At 62.5% G+C, this 15,570-nt stretch carries 13 protein-coding genes; 7 read left to right on the plus strand and 6 right to left on the minus strand.

Annotation, left to right across the window (positions count from 1 at the left end):
• Positions 1 to 105: 105 nt before the first annotated feature.
• Entirely contained in the window at positions 106 to 915 is an 810-nt protein-coding gene (locus AC07OT_RS21875; protein ID WP_065924942.1) for a UDP-2,3-diacylglucosamine diphosphatase, read from the minus strand.
• A gap of 137 nt (positions 916 to 1,052) precedes the next feature.
• On the opposite strand from AC07OT_RS21875, the gene AC07OT_RS21880 reads away from it, so the two are divergent.
• The 3 genes from AC07OT_RS21880 to AC07OT_RS21890 all read left to right on the plus strand — a co-directional run bounded on the left by AC07OT_RS21880 (position 1,053) and on the right by AC07OT_RS21890 (position 3,199).
• Positions 1,053 to 1,802, plus strand: a complete 750-nt coding sequence (locus AC07OT_RS21880; RefSeq protein ID WP_495109021.1) for a helix-turn-helix transcriptional regulator — start codon at positions 1,053 to 1,055, stop codon at positions 1,800 to 1,802.
• Between the two features lie 99 nt (positions 1,803 to 1,901).
• Positions 1,902 to 2,786 (plus strand): DMT family transporter, encoded by an 885-nt coding sequence (locus AC07OT_RS21885; RefSeq protein WP_495109022.1) that lies wholly within the window; start codon positions 1,902 to 1,904, stop codon positions 2,784 to 2,786.
• A gap of 131 nt (positions 2,787 to 2,917) precedes the next feature.
• A complete protein-coding gene (locus AC07OT_RS21890) occupies positions 2,918 to 3,199 on the plus strand; it encodes a hypothetical protein (RefSeq protein WP_115486749.1) in 282 nt (93 codons plus the stop codon).
• A 41-nt stretch (positions 3,200 to 3,240) separates the two neighbouring features.
• Here the strand turns inward: AC07OT_RS21890 and AC07OT_RS21895 are convergent, their stop codons facing one another.
• Positions 3,241 to 3,528 carry an Rdx family protein gene (locus AC07OT_RS21895; protein ID WP_065924939.1) on the minus strand — a complete coding sequence of 96 codons (288 nt, stop codon included), beginning with the start codon at positions 3,526 to 3,528 and terminating at the stop codon, positions 3,241 to 3,243.
• Between the two features lie 84 nt (positions 3,529 to 3,612).
• On the opposite strand from AC07OT_RS21895, the gene AC07OT_RS21900 reads away from it, so the two are divergent.
• A complete protein-coding gene (locus AC07OT_RS21900; RefSeq protein WP_281112514.1) occupies positions 3,613 to 5,802 on the plus strand; it encodes a patatin-like phospholipase family protein in 2,190 nt (729 codons plus the stop codon).
• Positions 5,803 to 5,822: 20 nt separating this feature from the next.
• On the opposite strand, the gene AC07OT_RS21905 is transcribed toward AC07OT_RS21900, so the two are convergent.
• Both AC07OT_RS21905 and recQ read right to left on the minus strand, forming a co-directional pair.
• Complete coding sequence (locus AC07OT_RS21905) at positions 5,823 to 6,257, minus strand: MarR family transcriptional regulator (RefSeq protein ID WP_027603824.1); 435 nt, start codon at positions 6,255 to 6,257, stop codon at positions 5,823 to 5,825.
• 121 nt (positions 6,258 to 6,378) lie between these two features.
• On the minus strand, positions 6,379 to 8,505 hold the full coding sequence (gene recQ / locus AC07OT_RS21910) for a DNA helicase RecQ (RefSeq protein ID WP_495109023.1): 2,127 nt from the start codon (positions 8,503 to 8,505) through the stop codon (positions 6,379 to 6,381).
• A 279-nt stretch (positions 8,506 to 8,784) separates the two neighbouring features.
• On the opposite strand from recQ, the gene AC07OT_RS21915 reads away from it, so the two are divergent.
• The 3 genes from AC07OT_RS21915 (at position 8,785) to AC07OT_RS21925 (ending at position 13,366) form a co-directional block, all read left to right on the plus strand.
• A complete protein-coding gene (locus AC07OT_RS21915) occupies positions 8,785 to 9,372 on the plus strand; it encodes a UPF0149 family protein (RefSeq protein ID WP_027603822.1) in 588 nt (195 codons plus the stop codon).
• 20 nt (positions 9,373 to 9,392) lie between these two features.
• Positions 9,393 to 9,776: a YbaN family protein gene (locus AC07OT_RS21920; protein ID WP_027603821.1), complete on the plus strand. Its 384-nt coding sequence runs from the start codon at positions 9,393 to 9,395 to the stop codon at positions 9,774 to 9,776.
• Positions 9,777 to 9,895: 119 nt separating this feature from the next.
• Positions 9,896 to 13,366, plus strand: a complete 3,471-nt coding sequence (locus AC07OT_RS21925; protein ID WP_495109024.1) for a hybrid sensor histidine kinase/response regulator — start codon at positions 9,896 to 9,898, stop codon at positions 13,364 to 13,366.
• A gap of 62 nt (positions 13,367 to 13,428) precedes the next feature.
• On the opposite strand, the gene AC07OT_RS21930 is transcribed toward AC07OT_RS21925, so the two are convergent.
• Both AC07OT_RS21930 and AC07OT_RS21935 read right to left on the minus strand, forming a co-directional pair.
• Complete coding sequence (locus tag AC07OT_RS21930; protein WP_368961348.1) at positions 13,429 to 14,793, minus strand: DNA recombination protein RmuC; 1,365 nt, start codon at positions 14,791 to 14,793, stop codon at positions 13,429 to 13,431.
• A gap of 175 nt (positions 14,794 to 14,968) precedes the next feature.
• On the minus strand, positions 14,969 to 15,292 hold the full coding sequence (locus tag AC07OT_RS21935; protein WP_065940585.1) for an SEL1-like repeat protein: 324 nt from the start codon (positions 15,290 to 15,292) through the stop codon (positions 14,969 to 14,971).
• Between the last annotated feature and the right edge of the window lie 278 nt (positions 15,293 to 15,570).

Raw genomic sequence — 15,570 nt, forward strand, 5'->3', positions numbered from 1 at the left:
TGCTCGCGAAGAACTCATAAGCACCGCGCCTATTCAGGCTGCACGCGTTATCGTTGACGTTTTTCGCGAGCAAGCTCGCTCCTACAGTTGGACTGTGGTTGGCCTTCAGTTTGTGATCATCTCAGCTTTCAACTGCGCTTCTTTCGCCTGGGCATCCGCCAACCGATACAACTCGATGCTCCCGTCCCAGTGCTCGATCAACGCCGTGCACGACTCCACCCAATCTCCGCAGTTGAGGTAATCCACCTCGCCCACCTTGCGAATCTCCGCATGGTGGATATGCCCGCACACCACGCCATGCAACTCGCGCCGGGTCACTTCGTGGGCGATGGCCTCTTCAAAATCGCTGATAAAGCTCACGGCGGTTTTGACCTTGTGTTTCAGGTACGCCGACAACGACCAGTAGCCATAGCCGTAGCGGGCGCGCCAGTGGTTCAACCAGCGGTTCAAGGTGAGGGTGAACTCGTAGGCCGAGTCGCCCAGGAACGCCAGCCAACGGTGGTAACGGGTGATCACATCGAACTGATCGCCGTGGATCACCAGCAGATGACGACCGTCAGCCGTCACATGCACCGCCTCATCCACCAACTGGATATTGCCCAGGATCAGCTTGGAGTAGCGGCGCAGGAACTCGTCGTGGTTACCGGTGACGTAGATCACTTCGGTCCCGCGCTTGGCCATGGTCAGCAGACGACGGATCACGTTGGTGTGGGCCTGGGGCCAATACATGCCGCCGCGCATTTTCCAGCCGTCGATGATATCGCCCACCAGGTAGACCTTATCGGCGTGGTAGCCCTTGAGGAACTGCGAAAGGTGTTCGGCCTGGCAATCCCGGGTGCCCAGGTGCACGTCGGAAATCCACAGGGTACGAACCCGCTGCTTGCGGCTGGGCTTGGTGAACTCGGCACTGGTCATGGGCATCCCTCGACGCTGTTTTCGCGAGCTTGCGCCCTGGCGATTAATAGCCCATGACAGTCGTGCGTCAGTCCGATGACAGCGCCCGCCGGCCGCGAAGCGTTGTAGACTGGCGCCCTGCCGCCCAGGAGACCGCGATGAGACCGTCGCTCACGCTACGCCACTACCTCGAAGCGCCCATCGCCCACAGCCATGACCATGCGCAGTTGGTGTTCGGCCTGTCCGGCCACCTGGACCTGGAAGTCGACGGCCGTGGCAGCCAGGTGCGCGAAAGCAGCGTGATGGTGCTGCCCTTCTCCGCCCACCACGCCTGTGGCAGTCGCGATGGCAGCCGTTGCCTGGTGCTGGATGTGCCCACGGAGCATTGGCTCCTGCAATCCCTGGGCGAACACGCCGACGCCAGCCGCCGCCTGCTCGATCAACCGGCACGCCTGGCCCTGGACTCCCGGCAACACCAACTGGTGCAATGGCTGGCGCACGGTCCTGTGGATGATCCACTGATCGTCCAGCAGGGTGCGGTGCTGTTGCTGGCCAGCCTCAATCATCCGCAGGCCCCGCAGCCGCCGGGCCGCCGCCTGCCGTACGCGGCATTCAATGCGCATATCGAGCGACACGTCGCGCATCCGTTGCAGGTCGCCGACCTGGCGCGTATCGCCGGCCTGTCGGTGGCGCGCCTGCATGCGCGCTTTATCGCCGAATGCGGGCAGACGCCCATGGATTACATCCGCAGTCGGCGCCTGCAACTGGCCCTGAACCTGCTGCGCGAGACGCCGCTGCCCATCGGTGAAGTCGCCGAGCGGGTTGGCTACACCTCACAAAGTGCCTTTGCCGCCGCTATGCTGCGCGAATTCGGCGCCTCTCCCGGCGCGTTGCGGCGTGCCCCATAGGGCGAGCCTTGCGCTAAAAATCGCGAGCCCCACGACAGACGCACACACCGGCACCCTCTAGACTGCGAACCTGTCACTCCCGTTGGTTCAAGGATCGCAATGACTCCCCGCTCAGCCCTCGGCGCCCTGCATATCGGCGCACTGATGTTTGGCCTCACCGGCGTATTCGGCAAGCTGGCGGCCGCCTCGCCGGCCATCATCGTGTTCGGGCGCGCCGCGTTTGCCGTGATCGCCCTCGCAGTGTTTGCGCGCTTCGCCAGCAACGCCCCCTGGAAAACCCTGGCGCTGCATGACTGGCGCCGCCTGCTGGTCAGCGGCGTGTTGCTGGCGGCACATTGGGTGACGTTCTTCATTGCGGTCAAAGTCGCCGGCGTGGCCGTCGCCACGCTGGGGTTCACCGCATTCCCGGCGTTTACCGTGATCCTCGAAGGGCTGATCTTCCGCGAGCGTATCCGCGCCAATGAAATCGTGCTGGTGGCCCTGGTCACCGTTGGCCTGGTGCTGGTGACGCCGGACTTCAATCTCGCCAGCGAAGCCACGGGCGGCCTGCTGTGGGGGATTGTCTCGGGCTTGCTGTTCTCATTGTTGTCGCTGAATAACCGCGCCAGCTCCGGACGCATCCCCGCCGTGCAGGCGGCGCTGTGCCAGAACGTGGTGGTCGCGGTGTGCCTGCTGCCCGTGGCCGCGCCGGGGCTGGCGGACGTGCGCGCGCTGGACTGGTTGTGGATCGGCCTGCTTGGGGTGTTCTGCACCGGCCTCGCCCACAGCCTGTTTGTCGCCAGCCTCGCGGTGATCAAGGCGCGCACCGCCTCGGTGGTGTTCGCCATGGAGCCGGTCTACGGCATCACCGTGGCCTGGCTGCTGTTTGCCGAAGCCCCGACCCTGCGCATGTTGCTGGGCGGCGCGTTGATCATCGTCGCCATCGTGCTTTCCGGACTGATGGGCAGCGCCAGCCAGGCCAAGCAGCCCGCTGCAACGGCCTGATCTATACTTTAAACATCCGCAACAGTCAGCCGTCGTTCAACGGATACAGACTCCTCGACGACAGCCATGGCGTTTCCTGAAGTTGCTGCACGCGAGTGGTCACTCCATCAACGCGATGCAGGGGTTTCATCATGGAAATGTTCATCAGCTTGTTGGTTCAGATCATCAGCGGTGCCGTCGGTGGCAATTTGGCCGGTATGACCAAACAGAGCCTGGGGACCGGCCTCAATACCATGCTTGGCGGTATCGGTGGGTTGGTGCTGGGTCAGGTTGTCGCGGCACTCACGGGCACCTCCGGCGGCGAAGCCCTGGATGTGGCGGCGGTGGGCAGCAACATCGTCGGCGGCGGTGTCGGCGGCCTGGTGCTGACCTGGGTCGTGGGCTTCATCAAAAGCAAGATGGCCGCCAAATAGCGGCGCACCAAGGGGTCACCGCCCGGCTGTGGCGGTGACCTTCATGGCGTACGGTCGTTGTGGCCCAGGTCCCGTTGTGGGTCGATCTGGTCGCGCACCCGTTGCTTGAGCACCTTGGCTTCGGGGAAGCCGCCGTCCGCCTTGCGCTCCCAGATCTGCACACCGTCGCAGGTGATCCGAAACGCACCGCCGGTGGCCGGCTCCAGCGCCACCCGGCCGAGGTCATCGGCAAACGTACTCAACAACTCCTGCGCCAGCCACGCGGCGCGCAGCAGCCACTGGCACTGGGTGCAATAGGTGATGACAATCTCGGGTTTGCTCAGCGACATAATTTGAGAGGCTCCTGGCGTAACGGGCTCGGTGGAACGGATGGCTATAATACCGGCCTTTATCGCCCAGCCTCGAGATTCATGATGCGCCGCCTGTTGTCCTGCCTGTTCCTGTGCCTGCTCCCGCTTCTTGCCGACGCCGTAGAAACGCCCCGCCCCAAAATCGGCCTGGTGCTGTCCGGCGGTGCCGCCCGAGGCCTGGCCCATATCGGCGTGCTCAAGGCCCTGGAGGAACAGGGTATTCACATCGACGCGATTGCCGGCACCAGCATGGGCGCGGTGATTGGCGGGCTGTATGCGTCGGGCTACAAGATCGATGAACTGGAAAAACTGGCCCTGGGCATCGACTGGCAACAGGCGCTGTCCGACGCACCGCCACGGGAAGACGTGCCGTTTCGACGCAAGCAGGATGACCGGGATTTCCTGGTCAAGCAGAAGCTCAGCTTCCGCGATGACGGCAGCCTCGGCCTGCCCCTTGGCGTGATCCAGGGCCAGAACCTGGCGCTGTTGCTGGAAAGCATGTTCGCCCATACCAGCAACACGCGTAATTTCGACAAGCTGCCGATCCCCTTTCGCGCCGTGGCCACCGACATCACCACCGGCGAGAAAGTGGTATTCAGCAAGGGCCACCTGCCCCAGGTGATCCGCGCCAGCATGTCGATCCCGGCCGTGTTCGCGCCGGTGGAGCTGGATGGACGCCTGCTGGTGGATGGCGGCATGACCGATAACATCCCACTGGATGTGGCGCGTGAGATGGGCGTGGACATCGCCATCGTGGTCGACATCGGCACCCCGCTGCGTTCACGCAAGCAACTGGCAACGGTGGTGGACGTGCTCAACCAGTCCATCACCCTGATGACCCGGCGCAACTCCGAAGAACAACTCAAGGCCCTGCAGCCCAAGGACGTCCTGATCCAGCCACCGCTGGCCGCTTATGGCGTGACGGATTTCGGCCGCGCCAAGGACATGATCGATGCCGGCTACCGCGCCACCCGCGCCCTCGACGTTCGCCTGGCCCATTTGCGCCCCGCCGAGCCGATCGACCCGCAACTGGTGGCCGCGCGCACCGCGGGCGAACGCACCCCGGTGATTACCGCGATCAAGGTAGAGAACGACTCGAAGGTCAGCGACGACGTAATCCGCTATTACATCCGCCAACCGCTGGGCCAACCGCTGGAACTTGGCCGCCTGCAGACCGACATGGGCACCCTGTATGGCCTGGATTACTTCGAGCAGGTGCAATACCGCGTGGTGAAAAAGGGCCAGGACAACACCCTGGTGATCAGCGCGCGCGGCAAACGCAGCGGCACCGACTACCTGCGCCTGGGCCTGAACCTGTCGGACGACATGCGCGGCGACAGCGCCTTCAACCTCGGCGCCAGCTACCGCATGAACGGCATCAATCGCCTGGGTGCCGAGTGGCTGACGCGGGTGCAGATCGGTGATCGGCAGGAGCTTTACAGCGAGTTCTACCAGCCGATGGATACCGGTTCGCGCTACTTTGTCGCGCCGTATATCAGCGCCCAGGCGCAGAACGTCGAGCTGATCCTGGACAACGACCCCATCTCCGAATACCGCCTGGAACGCTACGGTTTCGGCCTCAACGTGGGGCGGCAGATCGGCAACAGCGGCGAGATCCGCTTCGGTGTCGGCGAGGCCTGGGGCAAGGCGGATGTGCGCATCGGCGACCGCGACCTGCCAAGTGTGAGCTTCAGCGAAGGCTTCTATGAACTGAAGTATTCCTTCGACTCCCTGGATAACGTGTACTTCCCCCACAGCGGCGAGGACATTGGCCTGGCGTTTCGCGAATTCGAACCGGGGTTGGGCTCGGATCAGCGCTATCGACAATGGGAGTTCAAGCTGGACAAGGCCATGAGCCACGGTCCGGACACCCTGGTGCTGGGCGGGCGCTACGGGCGCACCCTGGATGATTCGGACGTGGTGATTTCCAGCTTCCTGCTGGGCGGTGCGCGGCAATTGTCGGGCTTCCGCCAGGATGCGATTTCCGGGCAGAACATCAGCCTGATGCGCGCGGTGTACTACCGCCGGCTGACACCGCGCTCCTACCTGCCGCTGGATTTCCCGCTGTACCTGGGCGCGTCCCTGGAACGGGGCCGGGCGTGGAACAACGACAATGAGTTCGACAGCGGCTATATCAACGCCGCGAGTATTTTCCTCGGGTTTGATACGCCGCTGGGACCGCTGAATTTCAGCTATGGGTTCAACGATGATAATCAGAAGGCGGTGTACCTGAACCTCGGGCAAACCTTCTAACCCTTGCTACGAGGCTCGGATCAGGACTTTTCCAGGTTTGCCAGGATGTGCCCATGCACCCGCATGCAGACACGCATATCTTCTTCGTCAATGCCCACAAACAGCTCGTGACGCAACGCCGTGGCGATCGTCTCAATCTGCTCGATCAACGGCTTGGCGGTGTCACACAGCAGGATGCGCTTGGCGCGACGGTCCTCCACCACGGCTTGGCGTTGCACCAGGCCCTGGCCTTCGAGGCTGTCGAGCAACCGGGCCAGGGTCGGCCCTTCTACGCCGACGCTTTGCGCCAACTCACGCTGGGTGGGGGCCTCTTCAAAACGGGCCAGGTGCAGCAGCACCAGCCAGCGCGCCTGGGACAGGCCCAACCCGGCCAAACGGCGGTCGAGCTCGGCGCGCCAACCTCGGGACATTTGCGCCAGCTGCATGCCAAAACGGTGTTGATCGGTTAACGGCATAAAAAACTCATGTTTTAGACTGAAAATAAAGTATGGCTAATTATTAGTCAGCTAAGCATGAGCCATGTCACTAGGCAAGAGTTGCTATGTACTGATTCGTTACATTGTCGTAATTGGCACACTAAATTTCGAATTCAGACTGCAAAGCGGCCCGCACGCAGTACAAAACCCCTTCAGGAACACGCCCGGTAAACAGCGGTGCAATCTCCGCAACCGGTGGCAATTCGCCTTCTCCGTCCAGGAATGCATCCTGAATTTCGCCGAGCAAATCTTCCGGCAAATCAAGCGCCTGCTCCAATGACAACTGCTGCTTGCCGATGGCTTCGGCCAGCAAGGTGTAGACGTTTTTCTCCGTGCATTGCAACTGGCCGGCGATCTGGATCGGGGTCATGCCGGCGCGGGCCAGGCTGATCAGTTCATGGCGAATATCGGCAATTTCCTTCGGCGCTTCGGCCTGGCCACCGAGCACTTCGAGGAAGGCCTGGCCGTAGCGCTCCAGCTTACGCGCACCGACGCCGCTGACCCGCGCCATTTCGGCCATGGTGGTGGGCTGCTCGCGCAGCATTTCCAGCAACGTGGAGTCGGGGAAAATAACGTACGGCGGCACGCTGTGTTCCTGGGCCAGTTTGCGTCGCAGGGACCGCAGGGCTTCCCACTGTTCGCGCTCCTCACCCCGTACAAGCTGGCTGGCCTGGCTGGTGCTGGTCTTGGCGGTGGTTTGCGGCTTGAGGTCGCGGCGCAGCTCCAGGCTCACCTCGCCCTTGAGCAGCGGCCGGCAGCTGTCGTTCAGACGCAGGCCGCCATACCCTTCGATATCGATGTCAACCAGGCCGCGCGCGACCATCTGCCGGAACAGCGAACGCCACTCGCCCTCGGCACGGGCCTTACCGACGCCGTAGACCGAGAGTTTCTCGTGGCCGAAGCTGCGTACTTTTTCGTTGTCCTTGCCCTGCAATACATCCACCAGATGACCGACGCCATAACGCTGACCGGTGCGGTAGATCGTCGACAGCGCCTGGCGCGCGGGCTCGGTGGCGTCCCAGGTCTGTACACCATCGATGCAGTTATCGCAGTGGCCGCACGGTTGCGGCATGTCCTCGTCGAAGTAGGCCAGCAAGGTCTGGCGGCGGCAGCGGGTCTCTTCACACAACGAGAGCATCGCGTCGAGCTTGTGCTGCTCCAGGCGCTTGTGGCGCTCATCGCCTTCGGAGTTCTGCAGCATCTGCTTGAGCATCACCACGTCCTGCAGGCCGTAGACCATCCAGGCATCCGCCGGCAGGCCATCACGACCCGCACGTCCGGTCTCCTGATAATAGGCCTCAAGGGACTTGGGCAGATCCATATGCGCCACGAAGCGCACGTTGGATTTGTCGATGCCCATGCCGAACGCGATGGTGGCCACCATGATCAGGCCTTCCTCGTTGAGGAAGCGTTTCTGGTGGGCAGCGCGCGTTTCGTTGGGCAGGCCGGCGTGGTACGGCAGCGCCGGGTAGCCCTGCTCGCAGAGGAACGCAGCCACTTCATCGACCTTCTTGCGCGACAGACAATAGACAATGCCCGCATCGCTGCGCCGCTCGGAGAGGAACGCCAGCAACTGCTTGCGCGGCTGCTCCTTGGGCACGATGCGGTAGAAAATATTCGGCCGGTCGAAGCTCGACAGGAACCGCTCGGCGTTCTGCAGGTGCAGGCGCTCGACGATTTCTTCACGGGTGCGCTTGTCGGCCGTGGCGGTCAGGGCGATGCGCGGGACGTCCGGGAACAGCTCCGCCAGTTGACCGAGCTGCAAATATTCGCGGCGGAAATCATGCCCCCATTGCGATACGCAGTGGGCTTCGTCGATGGCGAACAGGGCAATTTCCAGGCTCTGCAAAAACGCCAGCATGCGCGGCTGCACCAGGCGCTCAGGTGCCAGGTAAAGCATCTTCACTTCACCGCGCTTGATCCGCGCGGCCAGGTCGCGTTGCTGCTCCGCACTGAGGGTGGAGTTCAAGGCAGCGGCAGCGACGCCAAGTTCTTCCAGAGTCGCAACCTGGTCGTCCATCAACGCGATCAGGGGCGACACCACCACTGCCAGGCCGTTGCGCAACAACGCCGGCACCTGGAAGCACAACGACTTGCCACCACCGGTAGGCATCAGGACCAGGGCATCACCGCCCTTGGCCACGCGCTCAATGATCGCACCCTGGCGGCCACGAAAACTGTCGTAGCCGAAGATGTCCTTGAGGACGCGTTGAGCCTGATCGAGCATGTATAACTCCAACAAAATAGTGCCGAAATCCCTCTGTACAGGCTGGTCGAAAAAATACGGGCTCACGGAAAATAATCCGTAAGCGAAGTTTTCTCGACCTGGCGCTTGGCCTGCAGGGGCATCACAAAACGCGGCAGTATACCCGAGCGTCATCCGGCAAAGGGCGCCGCTGACGAATTGCAGCCCGTCTCTAAAACCTGGCAAATATGCATGCCGACTGGCTTGGGCGCGCAAGAAAGCCTAGAATTCAGCATCGTTTATTCCCAAGGTAGTCCTTCAATGTCCTTCGCTGAGCAACTAACCCGCCTGCAAGCCTTCCTCGACGCCGATGAGCTGCATGACGAGGCGCTGGACTACGTGGCCGCCCACGGCTACCTGACCGCCCTGTCGATCTGCTCCGAGGTCGTTCCCGACCGTGAATGGATCGACGCACTGTTCGCCGAAGAGCCGCACTACGCCGACGCCGCCCAGCGCGAAGAAATCGAATCCACCCTGCTGGCCCTCAAGGCCCACATCTCGCGCCAACTGGCCTCCGATGAAGAGTTCGAGTTGCCGTGCGAGCTGGACCTGGGCGAAGAGCCGGACGACTCCGACCTGCGCGGCTGGTGCATCGGCTTCATGGAAGGTGTGTTCCTGCGTGAAGCCGCCTGGTTCGAAACCGCCGAGGAAGAAGTCAGCGAAATGCTTTTGCCGATCATGGTCGGTTCGGGGTTGTTCGAGGAAGAAGCTGAATTTTCCGACATCGCCGCCGACGCCAACCTGATGGACGACATGATCGTACAGATCCCGGAAGCCCTGACCGCCCTGTACCTGCTGTGCAACGCCCCTGACGAAAAACCGGCGATCCTCAAGCCACGCCACCACTGAGTCGCTTGCCCGTGACACCCATGGGCAATCGCTCGCTGCTCCTGCGCTACGTGCTGCTGGCCATCGGCTGGCTGAGCGTAGCGTTGGGAGTGATCGGTATTTTCCTGCCGGTATTGCCGACCACCCCCTTCCTCCTGCTCGCCGCCGCCTGCTTCGCTCGCAGCTCCCCGCGTTTCTACCAGTGGCTGGTGGAACACCCGCGCCTGGGCCCCTGGATTCGTGACTACCTGGACGGCAACGGCATCCCGCTCAAGGGCAAGGTCTACGCCATCGGCCTGATGTGGCTGAGTATCGGTTTTTCCTGTTACCTGGTTCCGTTGCCATGGGCACGTGGCTTCATGTTGACCAGCGCCGTACTGGTGACAATCTACATCCTGCGCCAGAAAACCCTGCCACCGCGCTGAGCGCCCACTGCGACATTAGATCCCACACGACCTTGGTCGACACTGACTAACCCCAGGCATCATGCGAGACTGTCCAACCGGGCCTGGAATGCCTGGGTGTTCTCATGCTCGGAGTTACCATGACGCTGTCCAGCGGGCTGATCGCCGCCGTTGCCCTGGCCTATATGGCCATTATGTTTGCCATCGCCTTCTACGGTGACCGCCGCCATGCGCCGCTGCCGCCGCGCATGCGTGCCTGGGTCTATAGCCTGTCGCTGGCCGTCTACTGCACCAGCTGGACCTTCTTCGGCGCCGTAGGCCAGGCCGCCGAACAGCTGTGGGCGTTTCTACCGATCTACCTGGGACCGGTGCTGTTGCTGGTGTTGGCACCCTGGGTCCTGCAGAAGATGATCCTGATCAGCAAGCAGGAAAACATCACCTCCATCGCCGACTTCATCGCCGCACGCTATGGCAAATCCCAGTCCCTGGCGGTGGTGGTCGCGCTGATCTGCCTGGTGGGCGTGTTGCCTTATATCGCCCTGCAACTCAAAGGCATTGTGCTGGGGGTCAACCTGCTGATTGGCGCAGGTGCCGATACCACCGGCACCCGAGCCCAGGACACCGCCTTGATCGTGTCCCTGGTGCTGGCGCTGTTCACCATTGTGTTCGGTACCCGCAACCTCGACGCCACCGAACACCACCGCGGCATGGTGCTGGCGATTGCGTTTGAATCGTTGGTGAAGCTGTTCGCCTTTCTCGCGGTCGGGGCGTTTGTGACCTACGGCCTGTACGACGGTTTCGGCGACCTGTTCAGCCAGGCGATGCTCGCGCCACGCCTGGAGGAATACTGGAAGGAAACCATCAACTGGCCGTCGATGGTGGTGCAGACCGGCGTCGCCATGATGGCGATCATCTGCTTGCCCCGGCAGTTCCATGTGACGGTCGTCGAGAATATCGACCCCCAGGATCTGCGCCTGGCCAAGTGGGTGTTTCCGGCCTACCTGATCCTCGCCGCGCTGTTTGTCGTGCCGATCGCCTTGGGTGGCAAGATGATGCTGCCCGGCTCGGTGCTGCCGGACTCCTACGTGATCAGCCTGCCAATGGCCGAGGCTCACCCGGCCCTCGCCGTGCTGGCGTTTATCGGCGGTGCGTCGGCGGCCACCGGCATGGTGATCGTGGCGAGCATCGCCTTGTCGACCATGGTCTCCAACGACATGCTGCTGCCTTGGCTGCTGCGCCGCTCCAGCGCCGAGCGCCCGTTCGAAGTGTTCCGCCACTGGATGCTGTCGGTGCGCCGGGTCAGCATCGTGATCATCCTGCTGCTGGCGTATGTCAGCTACCGCCTGCTGGGCTCCACCGCGAGCCTGGCGACCATCGGCCAGATCGCGTTTGCCGCGGTGACTCAACTGGCCCCGGCCATGCTGGGCGCACTGTATTGGAAGCAAGCCAACCGACGCGGTGTATTTGCGGGGCTGGCGGCGGGTACGTTCCTGTGGTTCTACACCTTGGTCCTGCCGGTTACCGCGAAAAGCCTGGGGTGGTCTCTCGCCATTTTCCCGGGGCTGACGTGGATGCATTCGCACCCGCTCGGTTTGTCCGTCACCTCACTGACCCTGGGCACCGTGTTCTCCCTGGCAGGTAACTTCACGCTGTTCGTGTGGGTGTCGATGCTGTCGCGCACACGTGTGTCGGAACACTGGCAAGCCGGGCGCTTTATCGGCCAGGAAATCAGCCAGCGCGCCAATGCCCGCTCGATGCTGTCGGTACAGATCAGCGACCTGCTCAGCCTGGCCGCGCGGTTTGTCGGCGAAGAACGGGCCCAGCAGAGTTTTATCCGCTTCGCCTATCGCCAGGGCAAAGGCTTTAATCCCAACCAGAATGCCGACAACGACTGGATCGCCCACACCGAGCGATTGCTGGCCGGCGTACTCGGCGCATCCTCGACCCGGGCCGTGGTGAAAGCGGCGATCGAAGGGCGGGAAATGCAGCTGGAAGACGTGGTACGCATCGCCGACGAAGCGTCCGAAGTGCTGCAATTCAATCGTGCCTTGCTGCAAGGCGCCATCGAGAACATCACCCAGGGCATCAGTGTGGTGGACCAGTCCCTGAAACTGGTGGCCTGGAACCGGCGTTACCTGGAGTTGTTCAATTATCCGGACGGGCTGATCAGCGTAGGCCGACCGATTGCCGACATCATCCGCCACAACGCCGAGCGCGGTCTGTGCGGACCCGGCGAAGCCGAGGTGCACGTGGCGCGCCGCCTGCACTGGATGCGCCAGGGCCGCGCGCATACGTCAGAGCGGCTGTTCCCGAATGGGCGGGTGATCGAGCTGATCGGCAACCCGATGCCCGGCGGCGGCTTCGTCATGAGTTTCACCGACATTACCGCGTTCCGCGAGGCCGAGCAGGCACTCACCGAGGCCAACGAAGGCCTCGAACAACGGGTGACCGAGCGCACCCACGAACTGTCGCAGCTCAATGTGGCGCTCACCGATGCCAAGGGCGTTGCCGAGTCCGCCAGCCAGTCAAAGACCCGCTTCCTCGCGGCCGTCAGCCATGACCTGATGCAACCGCTGAACGCCGCCCGTCTGTTCTCCGCCGCCCTTTCCCACCAGAACGACGGCCTGTCCAGCGAAGCCCGGCAACTGGTACAGCACCTGGACAGCTCACTGCGTTCGGCCGAAGACCTGATCAGCGACCTGCTGGATATCTCGCGCCTGGAAAACGGCAAGATCAACCCGCAGCGCCAGCCCTTTGTGCTCAACGAACTGTTCGACACCCTCGGCGCGGAATTCAAGGCCCTGGCCCAGGAACAAGGCCTGCGTTTTCGCCTGCGCGGCAGCCGCTTGCGCGTGGACAGTGACATCAAGTTGCTGCGGCGGATCCTGCAGAATTTCCTGACTAACGCTTTCCGGTATGCCGACGGCCCGGTGCTGCTGGGCGTACGCCGGCGCAAGGGCGAGCTGTGCCTGGAAGTCTGGGACCGAGGCCCTGGCATCCCGTTGGATAAACAGAAGGTGATCTTCGAAGAGTTCAAGCGCCTGGACAGCCACCAGACCCGCGCCGAGAAAGGCCTGGGCCTGGGCCTGGCGATTGCCGACGGCCTGTGCCGGGTGCTGGGCCATCGCTTGAGCGTACGCTCCTGGCCGGGCAAGGGCAGCGTGTTCAGCGTGCGTGTGCCGATGGCACGCAACCAGGCCAGCCCGCAGGCCAAGCCTACCCAGGAGAACGGCCTGCCGTTAAGCGGCGCGCAAGTACTCTGCGTGGATAACGAAGAGAGCATCCTGATCGGTATGCGCAGCCTGCTGACACGCTGGGGCTGTGAAGTGTGGACCGCCACCGACCAGGCGCAATGTGCGGCGCTGCTGGAGCAAGGCGTACGCCCGCAACTGGCGCTGGTGGATTACCACCTCGACCACGGCGAGACCGGCACCGAGCTCATGGGCTGGCTGCGGGCGCAAATGGCGGAGCCGATTCCCGGTGTGGTCATCAGTGCCGACGGCCGCCCGGAGATGGTGGCAGAGGTGCACGCGGCAGGGCTGGATTACCTCGCCAAACCGGTGAAGCCCGCCGCGCTGCGGGCGCTGCTGAGTCGGCACTTACCGCTGTAAACCGGATGTACTCAGTCAAAATTGGGGAGGGAGCTTGCCCCCTTCCACCTTTCGGATTGTGTTTATTCGGGCAGGTGCGCGACGCCGTCGGCGTCGGTCATCGCCCGCTCCAGCAAATCCGCCGGCAGGCTTTTGCTGGCACGCGCACCGAGCAACCTCAATTGCTCGGTGCGACTGACCAGGTTTCCGCGCCCATCCGTCAGCTTGTTCCGCGCCGCGCTGTAAGCCTTGTCCAATTGCTGTAGACGATTGCCCACTTCGTCCAGGTCCTGGATAAACAGCACGAACTTGTCGTACAGCCACCCGGCGCGTTCGGCGATTTCGCGGGCGTTCTGGCTTTGACGCTCTTGCTTCCAGAGACTGTCGATCACCCGCAGGGTGGCGAGCAGCGTCGTTGGGCTGACGATCACGATATGCCGGTCGAAAGCCTCTTGGAACAGATTCGGTTCGGCCTGCAAGGCCGCGGAAAAAGCGGCTTCGATCGGCACGAACAACAACACGAAATCCAGGCTGTGCAAACCTTCCAGGCGTTTGTAATCCTTGCCGGCCAAGCCTTTGACGTGATTACGCAGCGACAGCACGTGCTGCTTCAAGGCTGCCTGGCCGATCACCTCGTCATCCGCTGCGACATACTGCTGGTACGCGGTCAGGCTGACCTTGGAATCCACCACCACCTGCTTATCGCCGGGCAGCATGATCAGCACATCCGGTTGGAAGCGCTCACCGTCCGGGCCCTTCAAGCTGACCTGGGTCTGGTACTCGCGGCCCTTCTCCAGGCCGGCGTGTTCCAGCACCCGTTCGAGGATCAACTCACCCCAGTTGCCCTGGGTTTTCTGGCCCTTGAGGGCGCGGGTCAGGTTGGTGGCTTCGTCTGACAGACGCAGGTTCAGTTGCTGCAGACGTTCAAGCTCCTTGGCCAGGGAAAAGCGCTCGCGAGCCTCGTTCTGGTAACTTTCTTCCACGCGTTTTTCGAAGGACTGGATGCGTTCCTTCAAGGGATCGAGCAACTGGCCAAGGCGCTCCTGACTGGTCTCGGCAAAGCGCTGCTCGCGCTCATCGAAGATCTTGCCGGCCAGCTCAGCAAACTGCGCACGCAACTCGTCCCGCGAGCCCTGCAGGTCGGCGAGGCGCTGCTGATGGCTTTCCTGCTGCTCACGCAGTTCGGCGCGCAAGGCGGCCGACAGTGCGTCGAGGCGGCGTAATTCGGTTTCCTTGGCGCTGCGGTCAAGGTTCCAGGCGTGGGCGGCGTCGCGGGCGTTGTCGCGATCGATCTGCAACAGCTCGACCTCGCGGCGCACTGCAGCCAGGTCCGCTTGCTTGGCGGCGTTGGCGTGACTCAGATCGCTGATTTCATCGCGACTGGCATCCAGTTGAGCGGCGAGGCCTTCCTGGGCCAGTTGCGCAGTGGCCAGGCGCTCTTCGAGCAGTTCCCAGCCGGTGGTCCGCGCGGTCAACCGCCGTTGAAGCTGCCAGCACACCGCCAATAAAGGCACTGCGGCGCCAGCCAGGCCCAGGGCAATACTGGTCCAGTCAAAAACCATAGCCATTTCTGCCATCACCGAAAAGGAGCAAGGTTAACCAAGCGTAGAGCGTGAGGACAGCTCAGTCTTCGACCTGACCCAGTTCCCGTTGGGCGCGGCGGTCACCGGCACGGGCGGCCAGGCGCAGCAGATCGTGGCCGATGCGGCGGTCGCGGGCGTTGCCGCACTCGCGGCACATCAATTGGCCCAGACGGCTTTGCGCAGCCACTACGCCCTCACGGGCCGGCTGCTTGAGCAAGCGCCCGGCGAAGTGTTTGACGTTGGTGCTATGCCCCAGGCGTGGGCTGTCGAGCAACCACAGGGCGACTTTCAAGGAAAAACGCTTGGGTGCGGTAACAGTCTGGGGGATGTCGGTAACAGAAGGTGATACTGAGCGAAACTTCATAAAGCACTGTGGGACAGAACGGAAGGCGCGCCACTCTACTCTTTTTTTCGCACAGGTAAAGCTGAAAAAATCCTGCACGCCCGTTCTAGAGCAAGCGCTCGGGACAATCCACAGAAGCTGTGGATAACTCAGTGGACAACCAGCCTTTAACTCGCGCAAAGGCCCATGGAACGGGGCCCGCAGTCAAACTGACGATTTTTTCACCAATAAAAAAAAGCCAGATTTTTCATTGACTTAAATTTCCATTGCAGGCAAATGGCGGCCCTGTCCAGCGATTG

The sequence above is a fragment of the Pseudomonas sp. GW821-FHT09C10 genome, from assembly GCF_059418085.1.

What these genes read in the sequence shown, in the direction of transcription:
- AC07OT_RS21875 (WP_065924942.1), bottom strand. Translation starts at nt 915, where the DNA reads ATGACCAGTGCCGAGTTCACCAAGCCCAGCCGCAAGCAGCGGGTTCGT.
- AC07OT_RS21880 (WP_495109021.1), top strand. Translation starts at nt 1,053, where the DNA reads ATGAGACCGTCGCTCACGCTACGCCACTACCTCGAAGCGCCCATCGCC.
- AC07OT_RS21885 (WP_495109022.1), top strand. Translation starts at nt 1,902, where the DNA reads ATGACTCCCCGCTCAGCCCTCGGCGCCCTGCATATCGGCGCACTGATG.
- AC07OT_RS21890 (WP_115486749.1), top strand. Translation starts at nt 2,918, where the DNA reads ATGGAAATGTTCATCAGCTTGTTGGTTCAGATCATCAGCGGTGCCGTC.
- AC07OT_RS21895 (WP_065924939.1), bottom strand. Translation starts at nt 3,528, where the DNA reads ATGTCGCTGAGCAAACCCGAGATTGTCATCACCTATTGCACCCAGTGC.
- AC07OT_RS21900 (WP_281112514.1), top strand. Translation starts at nt 3,613, where the DNA reads ATGCGCCGCCTGTTGTCCTGCCTGTTCCTGTGCCTGCTCCCGCTTCTT.
- AC07OT_RS21905 (WP_027603824.1), bottom strand. Translation starts at nt 6,257, where the DNA reads ATGCCGTTAACCGATCAACACCGTTTTGGCATGCAGCTGGCGCAAATG.
- recQ (WP_495109023.1), bottom strand. Translation starts at nt 8,505, where the DNA reads ATGCTCGATCAGGCTCAACGCGTCCTCAAGGACATCTTCGGCTACGAC.
- AC07OT_RS21915 (WP_027603822.1), top strand. Translation starts at nt 8,785, where the DNA reads ATGTCCTTCGCTGAGCAACTAACCCGCCTGCAAGCCTTCCTCGACGCC.
- AC07OT_RS21920 (WP_027603821.1), top strand. Translation starts at nt 9,393, where the DNA reads ATGGGCAATCGCTCGCTGCTCCTGCGCTACGTGCTGCTGGCCATCGGC.
- AC07OT_RS21925 (WP_495109024.1), top strand. Translation starts at nt 9,896, where the DNA reads ATGACGCTGTCCAGCGGGCTGATCGCCGCCGTTGCCCTGGCCTATATG.
- AC07OT_RS21935 (WP_065940585.1), bottom strand. Translation starts at nt 15,292, where the DNA reads ATGAAGTTTCGCTCAGTATCACCTTCTGTTACCGACATCCCCCAGACT.